9 protein-coding genes are annotated in these 19,753 nt (G+C 54.1%); 1 reads left to right on the top strand and 8 read right to left on the bottom strand.

All coding sequences use genetic code 11. The features are described from left to right. Window positions 1-6: 6 nt before the first annotated feature. Window positions 7-2,313, bottom strand: a complete 2,307-nt coding sequence (locus QQ055_RS05110; RefSeq protein ID WP_284476407.1) for a class I SAM-dependent methyltransferase — start codon at window positions 2,311-2,313, stop codon at window positions 7-9. Next, window positions 2,310-3,167, bottom strand: coding sequence for an alpha/beta fold hydrolase (locus tag QQ055_RS05105; RefSeq protein ID WP_284476408.1), 858 nt, complete (start codon window positions 3,165-3,167; stop codon window positions 2,310-2,312). Before QQ055_RS05105 ends, QQ055_RS05110 begins: the two co-directional genes overlap by 4 nt. Before the next feature lie 156 nt (window positions 3,168-3,323). Here QQ055_RS05105 and QQ055_RS10810 point away from each other — a divergent pair, with 156 nt between their 5' ends. Next, entirely contained in the window at window positions 3,324-3,599 is a 276-nt protein-coding gene (locus QQ055_RS10810) for a Trm112 family protein (protein WP_284476409.1), read from the top strand. Here QQ055_RS10810 and QQ055_RS05100 read toward each other — a convergent pair. From QQ055_RS05100 to QQ055_RS05075, 6 genes are all read right to left on the bottom strand, one after another. After that, window positions 3,568-4,743, bottom strand: a complete 1,176-nt coding sequence (locus tag QQ055_RS05100) for an NF038122 family metalloprotease (protein ID WP_284476410.1) — start codon at window positions 4,741-4,743, stop codon at window positions 3,568-3,570. The two genes, QQ055_RS10810 and QQ055_RS05100, sit on opposite strands and share 32 nt — an antisense overlap. 31 nt (window positions 4,744-4,774) lie before the next feature. Then, window positions 4,775-7,504 carry an SDR family NAD(P)-dependent oxidoreductase gene (locus tag QQ055_RS05095; protein WP_286004294.1) on the bottom strand — a complete coding sequence of 910 codons (2,730 nt, stop codon included), beginning with the start codon at window positions 7,502-7,504 and terminating at the stop codon, window positions 4,775-4,777. Then, window positions 7,456-12,795 carry a type I polyketide synthase gene (locus QQ055_RS05090; protein WP_286004293.1) on the bottom strand — a complete coding sequence of 1,780 codons (5,340 nt, stop codon included), beginning with the start codon at window positions 12,793-12,795 and terminating at the stop codon, window positions 7,456-7,458. Before QQ055_RS05090 ends, QQ055_RS05095 begins: the two co-directional genes overlap by 49 nt. A 493-nt stretch (window positions 12,796-13,288) precedes the next feature. Then, entirely contained in the window at window positions 13,289-14,122 is an 834-nt protein-coding gene (locus tag QQ055_RS05085) for a TauD/TfdA dioxygenase family protein (protein ID WP_286004292.1), read from the bottom strand. A 90-nt stretch (window positions 14,123-14,212) separates the two neighbouring features. Continuing rightward, entirely contained in the window at window positions 14,213-15,004 is a 792-nt protein-coding gene (locus QQ055_RS05080; protein ID WP_069966327.1) for an SDR family NAD(P)-dependent oxidoreductase, read from the bottom strand. Between the two features lie 13 nt (window positions 15,005-15,017). After that, window positions 15,018-19,724: a type I polyketide synthase gene (locus QQ055_RS05075; protein WP_284476414.1), complete on the bottom strand. Its 4,707-nt coding sequence runs from the start codon at window positions 19,722-19,724 to the stop codon at window positions 15,018-15,020. Between the last annotated feature and the right edge of the window lie 29 nt (window positions 19,725-19,753).

The raw sequence follows: 19,753 nt of genomic DNA, 5'->3' as shown, positions 1-19,753 counted from the left end.
TTTAACTCAAACTGGCTTCTGGGCCGAGACAAACACGTAGTAGCGGATAATGATGGTTCGCGACAGAATAAAACTCATAAAATTATTGAACGTATCGCGATCGATCGCCTGAGTTGTAAACTTACGACAGATAAAATCAGAAAAGCGATCGGTATACCCGCCCAAACATTCCGGCGTTACATCATAGATTTGCACATTGTCAAACCCCGCCCGCTGGTAGAGCGTGTCATATTCTTTTAAATCTCGAACATAATTTTCCCAATTAATAGACCGCAGCCGCTTAACAGCCGCCTTAGAAATCAACCGATCCGACAAAATCAGCCGTCCCCCCGGTTTCAACACCCGAAACGCCTCGTGCAGAAAGCGTTCTCGCGTGTCAAATAACCCCGCCCCATCAACGCAGATCATATTGTCGCAAGAAGCATCGGCAAAATCCATCCGCGTAGCATCCATCACCACAAACTCACAACCGGGCGCATTCTGGCGGCAGGTATCCATCAACTTATCAGAAATATCAATCCCCGTAATCGCCGAGGGCGGATAATACTTCAGCAAGCACCGACTAGTGGCTCCCTTACCGCAAGCCACATCAATAATATTGCCTTGCTTTTCTGGAATCAGGGAAATTAACAACTCCATCATGTTTAAGCAGGCTTCCTTTTGCGTCTGGGTTTGAGCATCCCAGTACCCCCAGCTATAAAAGTCGCTGTAGTCGTAATACTCATCTACCAGCGGTTCGTACATCCGCACGTCATATTTTTCCTTGAGTTCCGTTACCGTTTGACTGGGTTCTTCGGCTTTAACCACCACCGGGGTTTGTTGGGGAGGAACGCCTAACCAAACCTCCGTACCGCTAGAGGGGTTCGGGGCGTAAGTCCACTCGCCAGAGGAAACCCGCAAACAGACTTCTGGGCCAAAGGTGTTGGCGGTGCCTAAAAATAAGCCGTGGGGAGTCGGAACCATCGTCCGAATGCCGTAGTTATAGGGATTATCTAAGCCATTGCGCGAGACAGGCAACCAGCGCACGCCATCTTGAGTCCGCCAGAGGTCGCAGCCGCCCCACTTTTGCACGATGTTGTGAATTCCGAGTTTTTGAATCCGCTTTTTGAAGGTGTTAGACCAATTTTGCTGGCTGAGATAGGGTAAAAAGATACTCCAGTTATAGGTAGAAAGATACAACCAGCCGTCATAAACGACGCTGCGCCAAAAGTGAGCGTTAAACAGCGAGTCAAAACCGGGGCCAATATCGCTGAGGGGATATTTGTAGCCGTGGGGAGTTAAGCGGGCTTCGCCGACAATGAGATCCCAGGTATCGTCTGGATAGATGCGAATCAGTTCGGCTCCGGCGGGCCCAATATGGTACACCTTGTCATACCCGCCATTTTGGATGCCGCTGCCAATATAGAGGGCGTTGTTAAAGACGGTCATGCTGACGGGCATTTCGTTGAGGTTGCCCCGGTAAGCCCCATTTGCTAAAACTTGCGTCCATTGGTAGGGCGGATCGCCTTCGGCTTTGGTTTTCCAGATTTGATAGCCGCTGGTAGCGTTCACCGTACCGACGTAGAGGTGGTCGTTAAATTCCACCATTTCAAAGGCGGTAAGGTTGGTGGGGTCGTTAAAGCTGGGGGGGCTGGCGGCTTGCCAAGGCTGGGTGAGGGGATCGCAGGTGACGTAGACGGTGGCCTCGGCCATGCAGTCATCGGCTTGTCCGTAGCCCTTGGTACGTCCAGTGGGGGCGGTGAACAGGCGTCCTTTGAAGGGGTAGAGGGTGCGGAAGGTGTTGAAGCTGCGATCGCCAGAACCTAAAGACCCCACGCGTTCAAAGTGGAGGCCATCTTCTGAACGCAGAAGTTGCGGGGCCGGCCCTTTGGAGGGGGACCAGGTGCAGACGTAAAGGGTGGGGGCGCTGTCGCTGGTGCCTTGAAAGATGGCTTGACCCCGATAGCCCATATCTTGGGGAACTTCGGTGCCGTCGCTACCCGTCACCCACGGGGCGGTGTAGGCGTTTGTCCAGCCTCCTGCGGGGTTGGTGGGGTCGTAGCACCAAATTTGCGCCCGACGATCGAGTTGATAGACGTTTTCCGGGCATTTTACGGGCCAGACGGCGGTGGAAGGGGGGTTATTGACGGCAATCATTTGCAGATTGCAGCGAGAGGTGCCGACATAGACTTTGCCCTGAAAGTAGGACATGGAGTGGGAGATGCCGTTGTAGCGATCGCCAAAGCCGTTTTTGGAAATTCGGGTAAAATTTTCTCTTCGCAAGCCAGAGGAGGATTCAAGGCGAGTGACTACTGGGCGCTCGTCGATTTTCATAACGGTTGCACTTCCGGATGGGTGAGGATGCGGGCAAAGGTGGCAGCTTGGGTGACGGGGTAAAAGTGGCTGCTATCGGGAATCAGGTGGGTTTGACAGGTGGGTAGAATTTGGGTTAGGGCTTTGCAGGTGGGCAGACAGCGCGATCGCGCTCCATAGACTGCCACAAGGGGGACGCTGAGGTGGCGAATCTTCTCGATGCTTAACCCCGCCGCATTTTGAAGGTCTTGGCGGGCGGTGGTGGTGTTGAGTAAGTTCAACCATTTTTGGGCCGCCCGCGTTCCGCCCCCGCTTCCGCCAAAGGGAATGTACCCGTAACGGCTATCCCGGCGTAAAGATTGCCAGCGTTCTTTAGCAATTTCTTCTAAAAATCGCAGACCAATTTGGGTTTCGTTTTCCCAATCAATATCGGGGGATGCGGCTAAAATGGCGGCTTCTAATTCGCTGAGGTAATCGGTATCTTTGAGGCGTTGTACGGGTTGCAAACAAGAGATGCGACTATCGGCGACGACTAAGCTAGAAACGCGTTCGGGATGCTGCAAGGCATACTGTAGGGCGATGACGCCCCCAAAGCTATGACCGACTAACAAGGCTTGGTGAATCTGGAGGTGATTGAGGAGTTCGTGAAGGTCTAATGCCATGTCTTGCGATGTATAGCCAGCCGCAGGCATCTCGCTATAGCCGTGACCTCGCAAATCGTAAAAGGTGACGCGAAATTTCTGTTCGAGTTGCTGGGCAATTAAGGGATACCAAAATGCTCGACTCGCAGCGAGTCCATGAATCATGACGAGATCCGATCCGTTGCCAGTTTGTTGATAAGAAAGGGTGACGCCGTTCGCAAGCACTTTGGGCATGAATTTTTCTGAATGGAGGAGCTGAATAATTTTGATAATTTTGCCTAAAATTTAATCAATTTATCAAGGGTGAATTAAGTTTTTTTAGAAAATTTAATACTTCGATTCTGGGGTTTGCTTTAGAATAAATAAGTCTAGCATAAACCCAGAAAGATAATGTCAAATTCAGCCCTTTTCATCAAGTTTCTTGTCTGTCCAGAAACTCACAATCAATTGTGCTGGGCAGATTCAAATTTAATTGCAAATTTGAATGCAAAAATTCAACACAATCAAGTGAAGAATAGAGGAGGGGACGCGATTATTCAGCCCTTAGAACAAGGCTTGCTGTGCGAAGCTCAAAATTATCTATATCCAGTTGAATCGGGTATCCCCGTACTTTTGAAAGAACGCGCGATCGCCCTTAACGATATCTCCTTCCTTTCAATCGATTAGCAATACTAAAGCCCAACCCCAAAGCCATCAACCCTAGTGCTAGACTCGGTTCTGGTACGGGTTCGGACTTGAAAGGACTTGCCGCTAAAGCCAGATTAACTGGCGAACGTCTGCTGGGATTATTCGCAACCAAATCCCAACCTATGACATCAAATACTTTCAGATCGTTTGCCGTAATTTGCAATAGTTCCCCATAGTCAATAGTGGGGTCCATCATCCCAATTCCTAAATTATCTTGCCAGTGACTTGCCTGTTCGCCATCGCCTAAATAAGTTCCGGTTGAAAAAGGAGAAAGCAGGGTTCTTCCGGCATCAATCGAAAAATACTTTGGCGTTGGGCTAGCCGTAAAATCGATAACTGGCGCGCCAATTTGCCGACTCCGTGCTGCACTTTCCTCGGAGAAGCGAAACAAATCCATAACAGTTGCCCGATAGAAGTTATCGGGTAAGATCGGTCCAAGGATTCCTGCAACACTATCTAGCAAATCAACACCGCTAACAAACCCCAAGGCATGACCAATTTCATGGGCAGCCACTCCAATAAAATCAAACGCCAACGGATCGATACCATTACTGCGATCGAAATCCCAATTAAACAGATTGCTAAATTGAATCGTTGCATCCACATGATTGACTGGCAAATAAGCCGCTAGCCCCAACGCCTTAGCATTAGCTCCGATTAAATGAACCTGCGTATTATTGTTACTGCCATTAATATCTAGATAAGGAATTTCTGGCGAACCCCCTCTACTATTAGAGGTTTGATTTATCAACAAATTGAAATAGGGTTCCGGCAACAGATTGCTAAAAGCAACCCAATCGTCAATGGAGGTGATATCGCCATACATCAATGCCCGTACCAAATTATAGGAAACCGGATAGCGACGCGCGACCGTTCCGCCTAAAATTCCATCTCCCAAATTCGTAAAACTGATATTAATATTGACCGTCACATCATCAGCCAATACCGCAGACCAGATATCCCCAGCAGCGGCGAAACCATTCACCACACTTGACGGCGTTCCCGGTGCAGCATTGAACGTAAAAGTGAGCGCCTCGGCAGCAGTGCCGCTGAGACTCAACCCCACCGCACACACCAGAGAAGTGAGGCGTTTCCAAATTGAACTTAAAGTCAGATGAGGCATAGATTTGCTCTCCCGTACGTGCGAAATTGCCTTAAACGGAGGAAGCCAAACGATTCAAACGAGGGTTGCAAGTGCCTTCCACATCTTGCAGCGAAAAGCGAATGTAGCCGTTGCTATCGAGAAAGTCCGCATCATAAATCAGGCCGTGGGGTTGATAGTCCTTCACCCGCAGGACAACTTTTAGCCTTTCCGGTAAGGGCGAAGAACCATAGCGCACCACTGCACCCAAGCGCGAGGGAAGCGGGGTCGTATTGTGTTGAACTCTAGCCCAGGCGATCGCCAATTGGGGGGCCGTATCTAGCAAACCCGGATCGAATAGCCAGTGCTGGGGGCTGGATTTCCACACCTGCGGCGAACTCGGCGTTACCCACGCTTCAATCCCTTCCGGCCCCACTCGGTCAATCGATTGAATCAGTTGAAAGCAGGAACCGTGAAACAGATAATCGCGGTAGACGGTCTGCGGATCGAGAGCAGTCGCCGCACTGCACTCAAACGCCGAACTCAAGGGGGCTGGTTGGAGAATCGGATGCAGCAACACAGAGGCTTGATAAAACGGACGTTGGGTGAGTTCGTCAACCAGGGCTACCGCCACTGACAGCGACTCCGCATCCGCATGACTAGAAGCTTTAGCTTGGAAGCGCACCCGCTGACCCACCGGCGAATGCAAGACTAGGCCGCGCAACACCTTGAGGTCGCGGATCTCGCTAACCGTCCATTCCAGCCAGGCCGCTTGTACCAGTTCGGCAAACCATTCAACCGCAGCAGTTGCCGGGAGAACCGGCTTGCCATCAAGTTGATGATCGACCAAATAGCGATCGCTCTCTAAACTGAACGTATGCTCTAGGACAAGACGATGGTTCGCTTGCAGTTGCGGCTTGGCCGGCAGCAAAACAAACGGATGGGGCACCGCAATGGCCTCCCAGTCCGACCAAGGGCCTTCACCCGCCACAATCTCCACCGCTTCGCGACTGCCAAAGCAGACCTCTTCTAAGAAAAATTGACAGCCCGCACTTAGGGAAATGGGGATAATTCCCCGTTCGCGAAACCGCTGTTTCACCGCTTCCGAAGCCATCCCCGTCGTATCCCAAGGCCCCCAGTTAATCGCCACCACCCGCGCGGTCGGCCAGCGATCGCTTAACTGCCAAGCCAAGCGATTCACCACCTCATTGGCGGCGGCATAATCCCCCTGACCGCGATTGCCATAGCGACCAGCTACAGACCCAAAGAAGACCAGGAGTTTCAACGATTCGGGCTGGAGATAGCGGCTGAGAAGAAAAGCGCTATCAGCCTTGGTATTAAACACGCGATCGAAGGAATCGGGATGCTTATCAACAATCAGCTTATCCTCAATAATTCCCGCCCCGTGGATTGCAGCATCAAGACGACCGTACTGGCGATAAATCTCTTGAATCAGTCCCCCAAACGCCTCCTCCTGGGTGACATCTACAGCGCGATAGTCCACTGGGGTGAATTGTCTCAATGCTTGCAGGTTTCGACGAATCGCGCGATCGCGCCAGACCTGTTGAATCTGGGTTTCAATCTGTACGGGGGTTGGAGAATGCCCCGCCTGACGCGCCTGGGTTAGGAGAATTTGGCGAAGTTGCTGAATATCCTCAATTCCCAGGGTAGCCGGTGATTCTGGGGGAGGTTCTGGCGATCGCCCCACCACAATCAGGCGCATACCCGGAACCAGAAACCGCTTGGCCACCTCTGCGGTAATTCCCCTCGCACCTCCAGTCAGCAACACCACCCAGTCTGCCGCTGGCAGCAAAGGATCGCAGACCGCAGAACGGGGGGCTAAAACCGTTTGAAAAATTGTCCGCTGTCCGCCGGGATAACCCACCTCTACCGTCTCCCCGTTGGTGAGGAACTCCTCAACCACAGCTTGGGCAATCTCTTCTACCGATAAGCGCGGATCGAAATCCACCGCCTTGACTTGAACCTCCGGCGATTCCGCCTTCAGGGTTTTCAACAGCCCCACATTTCCCCCCCCAGAGGCTAGACCTGCTTCCCCGCCGACTCGACCAAACGTTCCCCCTAACCGGGAAGCGGCGAGGAGGCGTTGCGGCGAGTGAGTTTGCAACAGGTGAAAGAGGCTTTTAACCTCAATTTGAGTGAATTGCTGCCACTCAGCGAGGGTTTGGGGTTGGGGGGACGCAGATAAGGCCGCCAGATGCACAATTCCGCAAATCGGGCCGTCTAATCCTTGTCGCAGTAGGTCGGGAGAGTCCAGCCAAGAGCGGGGCAAAATGACCGTTTGAGCGCCGTGCTGTTCTAAAAGGGCTGCCACTAAAGGCGCAACCCCTAGCGTATCTTCGGCGATCGCCAAGCGCCCCTCTAAGGAGGTCAGCCGATCGGGGGGCAGGGGTTGCGGTCGCGCTTGCATCCGGTAGCGCGGCAGAGATTCAACCCCTGCGGATGGCTTTCCCAGGCCATTGACCTCAGACTTTCCCAGGCAGGGTTCCTCCCCGGCCATTGCCAGTTCCAGCAGTCGGTCTAGGGTGCGGTTGAGCGATTTGACGCGGGTTAAGCTTTCCATCTCCCCTTGCAGGCGGGAGGCGATCGCATCGGGGAGTTGTTTTTGCAAAGCGCCGAGAATTTCTACCCGTTTAATTGAATCAATCCCCAGTTCGGCTTCAATATCGCGATCTAAGCCCAACATTTCCGTTGGGTAGCCCGTGCGATCGCTCACCAGTTGCACCAGCAGGCGCGTTAGGTTGGCGCGATCGATCGCTGCCTCCGGGGGGGGTGCTGCTGCCACGGGTAACGACTCCACAGGGGGAGGGGTGCCACTGCCACGGGTAACGACTCCACAGGGAGAGAGGTTTCAACTGGGGGCGAGTAATGCCCATTGCCGTTACCGTTACCGTTACTCAGTTGCAACAGCGAAATCGGTTCGCGTTCCTTGGGCAAGCGGGCGGGACTGCCCCCCAGAAACTGCTTCATCACCTGTTCTTGAACGGCGAGAAATTGCCGCATCGTTTCTTGGTACGACAGGTAAGCCGACAGAGCAACATCTCCAGAGACGGGAGGTTGGGCGCGAGTCCGAAACGGATCGCTTTTCGGTCTCATCTCTGGCGAGGAGTGGGGTACAACCATAGATTGAGTTCTCCGAGTAAAGACAGGAGGAGGCGGGGTTTGAGGTTGGGCGGTTCGCGGAGGCAGCTTTCCGGTATAACCAACCGTTTCCGAGGGCTGGCGAATGCTGCCCCCTTCGACTAGCCAGGTACTGGGGGAAAGCGGCGGTTTGCGAGTCAATTCCACCAGGCGCGAGAGTTCGAGAAATTGGACGTTGCGGTCTGCATATAAAGCAGTCAGTTGTAAATTGACTCCCGCCGTCATTAAGGTTCCCAGAGCCATCAGCAAGCCGCGCAATTCTCCGCCCCGCTGTCCGTCTACCGCTACGGCGACGTACTCTTTCTCCGCCAAAATTGAGCGGACGAGGTTGGTGAGGACGCTTTTCGGGCCGAGTTCTACAAAAACCCGCGCCCCGGCTTCGTACATGGCGTTGATTTGCCCAACAAAATTCACGGGTTGAACTAAATGTTCGGTTAAGCGATCGCCAATGGCGGGTGCATCAACGGGGTAGGGTTGGGCGGTGGCGTTGGCGTAAACGGGGACTTGCGGGGGGAGGAGGGTGACTTCGGCGATCGCGGCGGCGAGGGCGGTTTGGGCAGAAGCCACCAGCGCCGAGTGAAACGCCCCTGCCACGGGCAACATCCGCGCCAGAATGCCGGCCGCGTTTAAGCTGTCCACCACTTGCGTCACCCGCTGCTTGTCGCCGGAAATCACGCTTTGACAAGGGGCGTTATGATTGGCGATCGCCACTCCATCCACCCCATCCAGACGGGTGAGCAACTCCTCGCGGGTGGCTTGCACGGCGGCCATTGCCCCTTCGGAGGCTTCGCAGGCGGCAGCCATGACGCGACCCCGCGCCGCCGACAGCCGGATAAAATCCCTAGGCGATAGCACGCCCGCACAATGGAGGGCGGCATACTCGCCGTAGCTGTGACCGCAAATCATCGCGGGGGTTAATCCCAAGCGACGAACCAGGTTCATCAAGCCCATTTCCACTGCCCCGATCGCGGGTTGGGCGGTCTCGGTGTGGGTAAGTTGTTGCTTGTGTTCCTGTTCGGTCTCTGGGGTGTAGGCGCTGGGGGGATAAATGGATTGGCTGAGGGGGTGGGACTGTTGCTCTTGTAATTCAGCATCGGCCAGCTCAATCGCCTGCCGCATTTCCCGGAAGTAAAGGCTGATTTCGCGCAGCATATTGGGATACTGGGAACCTTGGCCGGGAAAGAGGAAGGCGAGGGTGGGGGAATGGGCGATCGCCGGACGGAGTTGGATTTCGTCGGGTAAGGTCGCCCCAGTTTGCCAATGCTCTAGCACTTGGGTTAGGGCTGCCTGCAATTGGGCAAGATCGGCAACCACCAAGCTGAGATTGACTGTCTGGGCATCGGGGGATGTTGAGCGGTCTTCGACGCGCTTGGCACAGGTGTAAGCCAGGTCTTGCAAGCGCGGTTCTGCCCCGGCAGCTAGGGCCGAGAGGAGTTGGCGGATCTCTTGGGCGATCGCGGTTTGCGGGCCTTGAAAGACGAGCAACTCGCACGGCCAAGTCTCGGCACCCAGGGGCGCAGGAGGAATGCTGGCGGGTGCGGCTTCCAGGAGGGCGTGGAAGTTGGTGCCGCCAAAGCCAAAGGCACTGACCCCCGCACGGCGCGGATCTCCACCGGAGTTGAACCAAGGGCGCGGTTGTTTGAGCAGGTAAACGGGGCTAGTCGGGTCAGCGATCGCGCTCAGGGGTTGTTCGACTCCGGCGTGGGGGGGCAAGACTTGGTGATAGAGGGCGAGGGCGGCTTTCACCAGTCCAGCGACCCCAGCGGTACATTTGGTATGGCCGATTAGGCTTTTGACAGAACCGATGGCACAGGTTTTGCTGGCGGCTTGGGCTTGCGTCAGGGCGGTGACAATCGTTTCGAGTTCGGCGCGATCGCCCGCAGCGGTGCCGGTGCCGTGGGCTTCGTACAAGCCCAGGGTGCGGGGCGAAAAGCCTGCTTTTTGGTAAGCCCGGTTTACAGCCCGCTGCTGTCCGGCACTCAAGGGGGCGGTCATGCCCAAGGCTTTGCCATCGCTCGATCCTTCCACGGCTTTGATCGTCGCGTAGATGCGATCGCCATCCCGTTGGGCATCGGCTAACCGTTTGAGGACGACGACTGCCAGACCTTCGCTAATCACGATCCCATCGGCGTTTTTGTCGAAGGGGCGGGCTTGACCTTGGGGGGAGAGGGCTTGGGTTTTGCTGAAACATAAGTAAGCAAAGGGGCTTTGCACGGTATCAATACCGCCCGCGATCGCCAGGTTGCTGCGCCCGCTTTCGAGTTCCTTCACCGCTAAGTTAATTGCGGCTAAAGAAGAGGCACAGGCAGCATCTACGGTAAAGTTAGACCCGCCCAGGTCGAAGCGGTTGGCAACCCGACCGGCCGCCACGTTGAGCAGCAAGCCGGGGAACGATTCTTCCGTCCATTCGGGGAGGCGATCCCAGATTTGCGCGTTCGGGGCATCGACAAAGCGGGGAATCTCTGAACGGATGGCATAGTGTTGGCCGAGTTCGGCAATGCCACCCCCGGCTCCCAAAATGACGGAGGTTTGCTCGCGATCGAAATCCCCGGACTCGTACCCAGCATCCGCTAGGGCGCGGCGGACGGTTTCTAGGGTCAGCAGTTGCAGGGGTTCGATGGATTTGAGCGATTTGGGGGGAATGCCGAATTTCAAGGGGTCGAAGGCGACCGCCTCCAGGAATCCGCCCCATTTGGAATAGACCTTATCGCGGGCAGCGCGATCGCGGTCGTAGTACAGTCGCCAGTCCCAGCGGGAAGCGGGAATTTCGGCGATCGCCTTCACTTGATTGAGCAGATTTTGCCAAAAGGTTTCGGGATATTGAGCTTGGGGCAAAAGCGTCCCGATGCCAATAATGGCAATATCGGCGGGCGCAGATTGGGGTTCTACAGGTTGCAGTCTGAGGGTTTGGGCTTGGGCGACTAAACGTTCTGTACTCTGTTGGGCAACCTCCTGATGTAAGGCACTAATGGTATTGGTGGTGTTTCGCAGGGTTGCCACCTGACCGATCATGTACATCCCTTGGGTTCGCTGTCCTTGAACTTCAACGGATACAATTTCTCGGTCTTGGCGAATTAACCCTTTGGCGGCCACGCGCAAGCGTCCCAGGGTTAAATCTTCCAGGGCGTTTTTGATTTCCTCTGGGGAACGGTTGGCGGCCATCATTTGCTGCCGCGTTTGGTAAAACTCCTGGGCAAAGGGCGTTACCGCACAGCGGCTGGCGTGTCCGGGGCCAGTTTCTAAGTTGATGGTTTGCCGACAGGCGAGGGAAATCTCCTGGAATTCTTTGACGATGGCACCGCAGGCGACGGCTTCTGAGGTAAACAGGTAGGCAGTTCCCATCAAGACGCCGATTTTCATTCCCCGTTGGGCAAGCGGGGCCGCCATTGCACCGACCATTGCGGCGCTGTTGGCGTCGTGAATGCCGCCCGCAAACAGGACGTGAATCTCTGAAGCCTGGGCGGCGGGAACTTCCCGCAATAGGGTCTCGATGGTGCTTTCCCACAGCGTAAAACTGCTCAAGGGCCCGACGTGACCGCCACATTCGCGTCCCTCAAAGACAAAGCGTTTGGCTCCTTGTTCCAAAAAGAGTTTGAGTAGGTTGGGCGTGGGAACGTGAATGTAGGTGGCAATGCCTTGGGCTTCGAGGCGGGCGGCTTGATCCGGTCGCCCTCCGGCAATCAGGGCGAAGGGGGGTTTCACCTCCAGGACGGCGGCGAGTTGTTCTTCCCGCAGGGCTTGGGGGACAAACCCTAAAATCCCAATGCCCCAAGATTGGCGACCGAGGAGGGCTTGAGTTTGTTGCAGCAGGGTGCGGACTTGGGTTCCTGGCATGAGGGCGAGTGCCAGCATGGGCAGTCCGCCGCTTTGGGCAACGGCTTGGGCAAAGGCCGCTGTATCGCTAACGCGGGTCATGGGCCCTTGGACAATGGGGTATTGGGTGTTGTGGGATTGGGCGAGGGAAGAATGGGCCTGGAGGGGACGCAGTTGGGCGGCGGTTTGCAGGTCGGCGGCGCTGGTACGAAGCAGGGCTTGGATGAAGCGTCCGGTGGACGGATAGCGATCGCGATATTCCGCAGCCAGTCCGATGGCTTGTCCCATCGGCCAGACGTGGGTATCGGGGGAACCCCAACCGATGCAGGGCGAGGCCTGTTGCCGCCAGGTTTGGGCTGCCAGGGTCGATCCGGACGCTTCGATGCGATCGCACAGGTGTTGCAAGGCCTCAACAGCCTGAAAGCCGGGACGAGACAGGAAGCGACAAGCGGCTCCCCATCGTTCTCCTAAGACTTTGGTTTCTTGACCGCTGAGGTGTTGCAGGTGGGCTTGCCAAGCGCGGGGTAAGGGCGATTCGGGCATGAGCCATAGTTGGTCGTCGAGGACGACACCCGCCGCCCCGACTGCCCGACAAGCTGCCGCCGCGTGCAAGCCGATACCGCCTTGCACGTAGATGGGCAGGGATAAGCCGCTTTTGAGTAATTTTTGCGTCAAAATGAAGGCGGAGTCTTCCCCGACCCATCCCCCGCTTTCATGACCGCGTGCAATGCAACCTTGGACGGGGAGATCTTGGGTTTTGAGATGGCGAATTTGCTCGATTTGGATAATTTCTAGCAGCAATTGACGCAGGGGGTCGGCGGGTAGTCCGGCTAAGGAGTGACCTTTCCAGCCCGCTAAGATTAGCCAGTGAGGACGACCTTGCAAGGCTTTGAGTAAGGTTGCATGGGAGGTGAGTTGGCTCATGTGCAGCCGCAGTCCGACTAGGGCTTGTTCGGGAATTGCGGCTAGCAATTGAACCCAATTGTGCAACGCACCGTCTAATTGTTCTAGACGGCAAAATTCCGCATCCAGCACGCCGACACCCCCGGCGCGGCTGGTGGCGATCGCAATGCCGGGATGAGTCAGCTCAATTGGGCTGATGGAAAAACAGGTAAAGTTCATGAAGGCTAGCTCCCCTACATCAATTCGGGCAAAAAATGGCCATCTTTAGGGTGGAAACATAGCATTGAAGTCTGAGCTGCCCAAAAGTTCGATATCTCCGTCTTTTCCTAGATCGATCTAGCGAAGGCGGAGAGGGTGTCACCAGTCTCAACAGGGCAAAACAACAAACGAGCGGCTCCGAACAAGGGCGTTTGATTCAACCTTGGCTTTAACCAGGAAATCAATTTTTGTATTTTAAGTTGCACAATGCCCAATCAGCAGGCATCAAAAACGCTCCCCAAACAGACAAGCTCTGGGGGTCTTTTTGGCGCTTTTTATGCGGGCAATCCCTGAACGCCGACTTGGCTTCAGAGAAATAATCTCAGTAAAATCAAGGTTTTGACAATTCAGTTGCCAGAAAGTGGCAACCGCATAATATAAGTTATTTCACGGAGGTGCAAATTGCCAACCCCTTTTCAGAAACTTTATATTACGTGAACTTACTGAAGCCCCTCTAGGCGGGAATAACGGGTTCGCCAGCAGTTTGGGTGCGGCGCATCATTCTGCGTTCGCACAGATCGAACGCCGTTCGACAATGGAGAGTGTGGCGATTATCCCACATCAGCAGATCGCCCGCTTGCCACACATGACGCCAGACAAAACGAGGGAGAGTGACATGGCGCATCAAATACCGCAGTAAAGATTTACTTTGACCGGGAGGCATATCGACAATCGAACGCGAACAAGTCGGACTGACATAAAGCGCCTTACGTCCAGAAACCGGATGAATTCGCACCAAAGGATGCACCACCGGCGGCATCGTTCGCAAAATCCAATTCACGCATTGCAAATGCTCAATTCTCTGCTTTAAAGATTCATCTAACGCCTCATAGGCAGCAACCAAATTAGAAAACAGCGTATCGCCCCCTTTAGACGGAATTTCAATCCCATACAACAAAGAATAGACCTGGGGTTCTGGCATATATTGCAAATCGGTATGCCACATCACTGCCCCTTTCAATTTATTTTTGCCAATATAGGTTAAATCGGGTTCATCTTTCAGGTAATAAACATCAGATTGAGAACCCTCTCCAAAACTCATATGTTCGGCCTTCGCCAGAGGATGTCCCATCGTATCGCCAAACGCTCTTGTAAAGGTTAATTGTTGTTCTTCGTTCAAAGATTGGCCGCGAAAAAAAATCGCCCCGTAATTCGCCAGGGCTTGAACAATTTGTTCTTGAACGTCTGGTGAAAGCGGTTCGAGCAAATTTACCCCCCGAATTTCGGCACCCGCAGCGCGATCCGACGGAATAATTTCTAAAGGAATTACAGAAGAAAAGTGTGTCATATAGATTTGCCAATTAATAGAGAAAAAGCAGATGAGTTTCTCAGCAAATCACCCTGAAAAACTCGATTTTGAACGCTATTTGAATTGTCGTTAAGCAGAAGTTTGTCCGCCACAAATAGAAAACGCTTGTCCGGTGACAGCCGCTGCTTCCTTTTGGCAGAGATACAACACTAATTGGGCCACTTCATTGGCCTGAACAAAACGTCCGATGGGGATGCGCTTCACCAACCCTCGTCGAACTGTGGCGGCAGATTGATGGGCCTCATCTGCAATCTGTTTGAGAATATCGGCGGCGCGGTCTGTTTCAACCCATCCCGGACAGACCGCATTGACCGTAATTTGGCGGGAACTGAGTTCAAGGGCTAGCGATCGCGTTAAGCCCAGCAGACCATGTTTTGAGGCACTGTAGGCACTATAGCCTGCCGCCCCCTGCTTGCCCAGAACCGAGGCAATATTAATCATCCGCCCCCCGTGCGGCATATAGCGCAGGGCCGCCCGCGTTACCCGCATCGGCCCATTGAGGTTGGTATCGACAATCTCCTCCCACAGCGTCTCTACCAAATTCGAGATCGGAGTATAGCCCGTTACGGCGGCATTATTCACCACAATATCAATTTTGGGAGACTCCCTAGAACCCAGTTCAATCGCCGCGCGACCGACCACAGTATCGACTTCATTGCGATTTTGCACATCCATACAATAGGCTTTCGCCGTCCAATTTTCGGCAACCAGTTCCTCAACGCAGCGGTCTAAAGTCTGCCGATGGCGACCGCAAACCGCCACCGCCGCGCCCTCCTGGGCGAGTCGTCGGACAATGGCGCGACCGATACCCGTGCCGCCACCCGTCACAATAGCCACCTGATTTGCAAGTATCCCAGACATCCGTTTGTCTCCATTAAGAGCGAACAGGGGATTGGCAGACTGCTAACAGATGCGTAGCGGTTTGCCACCATTGCACGATAAATTTGTACCCCTCAAACTCAATTTCCATCTGATTTTCGGTCGCAGAATAAGAGACCGCTTGCCAGCGACGCGGCACACCCATCAAACCCGTACCCGCCGCTTTAGCAGCGGCTTCCTTGGCACACCAAAAAGTCAACAGAGCGGTTGTTTGCTGCGCCGTGGAGAGGCTTTGCAGCAACATTTGTTCGGATTCGCTAAACGCTCCTTGCAGCAAACTCCAGTCGCGACGAGCATCCAATCGTTCTAGATCCACACCAATGCTTTCGGCATCAGCGGCTAAAATAGCGATCGCCTCTCCTTGAGTATGGGCAATCGAAAGATCTGGCAAAATCGTATCGAGCAAAGGAATTTCTGCAAAGGGCTTGCCTAAATCCGTGGTGCCAATTTCAATATCGATGGGGGCCAGGACAACGCCCCAATCTTCAGCCGCCCATTGACGAATGACATCTTTAGCGGCAATGCGACCTAGCAACCAGTCTTTGCGCCGCTTTCCCGGCGGGAAGCGATACCAAGTTTCCCGTTCTGTGGGCGTCAGCATTAGGTGAACCAGAACCCGCTGCCAGATAGCCCACGCCTCATCTAGAAAATGTTCGCCAAATGCCGGAATGCGCCGCAGGGTTAAACCCGTTTCGGCTTGCATCCAAGCTTCCGACAGATACGCTGTTTGCGGGTGCAGCCGACACTCAGAAAATGCCGTTGGCATGGTAAAGTAACGGTCTTGCCACTGTTCTAAGCGGGCGATAACCTGACCTGTAGCATCGAGTAACTCAAAATCGGCGGCAATTTGTTGCGGGCTAGTAAAGCGAATGGTCCCGCGACAGTCTACAAGACTTCCCGCAGGCAGGGGGGCAGCATATTGATAAAAGGCGTTGACTTGAAAGGGAAAACAATTAAAGTCCGGGCCGAATTGTTCGGTTAGCCAATATCCAACTAATTGACCGGCCGCATCGAGTAAGCCAGGATCGAGTTGAAACTGAGAACCCCTCACTTCGCTGAAAAACTCATCGACCGGAAGCACTTGTAAATCAGCTTCTATCCCTTCTTCCGACCATTGACGCAGGTGTTTGACCCCTTGCAATAGCGGACCGTGAAACATCCCGGTTTGGTATAAGTCGGCATCGGCGAGGCGGGGCCGTTTGGGGGCGTTTAAGCTAAACGGCTGCGGAGGTGGGGGGGAGAGGGCTTGCGGCGATAGGCGAACCTCCCCTTCAAAGACTAACAGTCCGGTTTCTGGGCCAACGGTTTGCTGTTGAAACAGGCGAACTAAGACGCTTTCGCCTTCTGGGGTAGGTTCTTGGCGTTGGGCGCGGATGCACAGATGCAAGTTTCCCTCATCTAAGGTTAGCCAGCGATAGCCCCGCAGATTGTGCAAGCTAACCACGGTATATTGACTGCCCAATAGATAATGGGCCGCCTCAGCAATGATTTCCATACTGAAGGTGAAGGGAATGACGGGTAAAGCCAAGAGGTCGGGTTGCCATTGGGAAGGCTGACCGCCGAGGGTATGGTGGGCGAGAAAGCAATCTGGGTCTAGGCTAAAGATGCGATCGCACTCTAAATAACTTTCATCTTGGCTGAGAATTTCGCCCAATAAGGGATAGGCACAACAGACAGTCGCAGGATGGGGCGAGAACTGACTGAAAACCTGTTCTTGACTTTTTAAAAAGTCTTGCATCAAGTCAAAATAAGCAGAAACGACCGCTGTTTGACCGCTACAGGCAACGGGTTCGCTAGGAAGTTCTTGGGGAGGGTGCAGCTTATCTTGCAGGTTTTGCACCAAGGTCTGCGATAAGTGCATCGCGGGCATATTCAGGCTAAGGGGGGTTGCTGCTGGGGGGGTCGCGCTAACCTGAGTCTCGGCGTTGCGATACCAGATATCGAGGTTGACGTTGATGCCGCTGGCAAATAACCGACCGAGTAAATGTTGCAATTGTTCTAACCCCGGTCGGCGGCGGTTGTTGCTGGCAACGGCTAAGGCGTCTTTCCCGCGCAGAATATCATTCGTAAACGCCGTGAGGTTGCTACTCGGCCCAACTTCCACGAAAATCCGAAAGCCTCTGCTATACAGGGTTTCAATGGTTTCTCGAAACCGGACGCGGCTGGACCACTGCTGCTGGGCGAGGGCGCGGATGGCGGCGGGTTCGCACGGAAAGATTTCGGCGGTGGCACAACTATACAGGGGAATTTTGCTAGGGCGAATATTCAACGCCTCGTAGAAAGTCCGAAATGCCTCAGCCACGCCAGCAAATAGGGGGGTATGGTAAGCCCGGTCAAAGGGCAGGCGCAAACAAATTCCCCCTTGGGCTTTTAAGGGGGGAGTGATGGCTTCAATTTCGGTTTCGCTGCCAAACAGCACCAATTGATTGTCGCAGTTATCCATTGCCCAATGCAGGCGACCTTCAGCAGCCGCTAGGGTTTGCGCCATTTGGTCGGGGGAAATGGCCCCGACGGCGAGTAAGGCCCCTTTGGGAATGCGATCGCCGGTTTCGAGTTCTTGATACAGTTGGTTGAGATAGCGCATTAACTCGCCTAGCTGCGCCCGACTTTCAATTTGGGCGGTTCCGGAGGCAAACAAGGCCGTATTTTCTCCGGTACTATGACCCACCATCGCCTCGCAGGGAACTTGGCATTGTTCAAGGAGTTCGTACAAGGCCATGCTGGCCGTAAACACGGTTTCCGAACCAATATCCATCGCAAATAATTGTCGGTCTGCAAACAGTTCTTCAGCGGTGGTGAGGCTGGTGGGAGGCGGGAAAATCACCTGACTGGGGCGATAGGGACGTTCTTGCCAAAAGGTTTGGTCGAGAAAATCAAACCATTCGCGGACTTGGGGAAAGGCTAAACAGAGGTCTGCCAGCATGTTGGTGTATTGCGCCCCTTCGCCGGGAAACAGAAAGGCAACTTTGCCCGGTGGTTTGCCTTGGCCGTAATAAATGCCGTTGCGGGTTTGGAAGCGTTGGGGCTGGCTATCGAGTTTGTCTAAGGCTAGCGTAAGTTTGGCGGCCAGGTCTGCGGGGTCGCTGGCAATAATGGCGAGGCGATGGAAACCGCTGGGGGTTTGCGATAGTTGATAGCCCAGGGGGGTGAGGGTTGGGGGGGGAGAAGTTTGTAGATGAGAGAGGGTCGTTTTTAGAAGTTCGATGAATTCGGCGCGTTCGTCACCGGAAAAAATCAGCAGTTCGTTCGGCGGTCGCAGTGCCAGGGGGCTGGCTGTCGGGGAAGATTCGCGATATTCTTCTAAAACAGCATGGGCGTTAATTCCCCCAAAGCCAAAGGCGTTGACTCCGGCGCGGCGCGGGAGGTGGGGGTTGCCATGAACCCAAGGTCGGGCGCGTGTATTGATGTAGAAGGGCGTTTGTTCTAGCCCCAAAGCGGGGTTGACTTGTTCGCATAGGGTGGGGGGTAAGACTTTGTGGTACAGCGCCAGGGCGGTTTTAATCAGTCCGGCGACGCCCGCCGCCGGGATGCAATGCCCAATGCTAGATTTGACGGAACCGAGGGCAATGGGGGGCATTTGTCCCTGGCGCGGCCCAAACAGTTGCGAGAGGGCTTGAATCTCGGTGCGATCGCCTAAAGGAATGCTGGTACCATGTGCTTCAATTAGACCAACGCTGCTAGGGTCTACACCGCTGCTTTGGTAGGCGCGTTCTAAGGCTAAGACTTCTCCTTCTAAACGCGGGGCTAACAAGCCCAAAGCTTTGCCATCGCTGGCACTGCCAACCCCTTTGAGAACAGCATAGATGCGATCGCGATCGCGTTGGGCATCGGCTAGCCGTTTTAAGACTAAAATTCCTAAACCTTCCCCCAACAAGGTGCCATTCGCCGACGCATCAAAAGGTCGAATCTCGGAATGCGATAGCCCCCCCAGTTGGCAGAAAATCATATAAATCTGGGGAGGCGTGGAGGCGTGAATTCCTCCCGCCAATACCATGTCGCAGCGATGCGTTAATAACTCTTGCATTGCCAATTTCACGGCAATTAACGAAGAGGCACAAGCTGCATCAATAATAAAGTTGGGCCCCATTAAGTCTAAACGATTGGCAATCCGTCCCGTTACGTTGTTGGGGACTAAGCCGGGTAGCATTTCCGGACTAAACGGCGGTAGCGACTCTTTTAGCCCCTGACGCACAGAACTCAAGGTTTGCCTATCGAGGTGGGGACAAAGCTGTTGCAAAAGTTCTAGGGTCTGATCCACAATCATCCCATGCTGGAGCAGGGTGGTATAACCCCGATTGATGTAAGTGCCGCGCCCTAAAATGATTCCTGTCTTTTGTCGATTAAAGGGTTTTTGGTCGTAACCGGCATCTTGAAGGGCATCCCGCGCTAACTTTAAGGCTAAGAATTGGTCGGGTTCTCCCCCGTCAACCGCCGTGGGCATAATTCCAAATTCTAAGGGGTTGAATTGGGCTAAATCTCCCAGAAAGCCCCCTTTGCGCGTGTAAATTCGGTTGTTTTCAGTTGAATTGGGGTCAAAGTAAGGATACGCCCAACTATCGGGGGCTTCGGTGACTCCATCTACTTGATGCAGAATGTTATGCCAGTAAGCCTGTAAGTTCGCAGCTTTGGCGAATAATGCAGACATGCCAACAATGGCAATATCTGAAGGCGAACTGGAAGAACTGAGGTGAGAAACGTTCATCGGCGGTTAACCTCAATAAAACACTTGAA

This window comes from Geitlerinema calcuttense NRMC-F 0142 (genome assembly GCF_030285425.1).
This window is presented reverse-complemented; position numbering and strand designations above follow the sequence as displayed.

Excerpts from the sequence above, each read along its gene's own strand:
- QQ055_RS05075 (WP_284476414.1), bottom strand. The coding sequence starts at position 19,724 with ATGAACGTTTCTCACCTCAGTTCTTCCAGTTCGCCTTCAGATATTGCC.
- QQ055_RS05105 (WP_284476408.1), bottom strand. The coding sequence starts at position 3,167 with ATGCCCAAAGTGCTTGCGAACGGCGTCACCCTTTCTTATCAACAAACT.
- QQ055_RS10810 (WP_284476409.1), top strand. The coding sequence starts at position 3,324 with ATGTCAAATTCAGCCCTTTTCATCAAGTTTCTTGTCTGTCCAGAAACT.
- QQ055_RS05085 (WP_286004292.1), bottom strand. The coding sequence starts at position 14,122 with ATGACACACTTTTCTTCTGTAATTCCTTTAGAAATTATTCCGTCGGAT.
- QQ055_RS05110 (WP_284476407.1), bottom strand. The coding sequence starts at position 2,313 with ATGAAAATCGACGAGCGCCCAGTAGTCACTCGCCTTGAATCCTCCTCT.
- QQ055_RS05090 (WP_286004293.1), bottom strand. The coding sequence starts at position 12,795 with ATGAACTTTACCTGTTTTTCCATCAGCCCAATTGAGCTGACTCATCCC.
- QQ055_RS05100 (WP_284476410.1), bottom strand. The coding sequence starts at position 4,743 with ATGCCTCATCTGACTTTAAGTTCAATTTGGAAACGCCTCACTTCTCTG.
- QQ055_RS05080 (WP_069966327.1), bottom strand. The coding sequence starts at position 15,004 with ATGTCTGGGATACTTGCAAATCAGGTGGCTATTGTGACGGGTGGCGGC.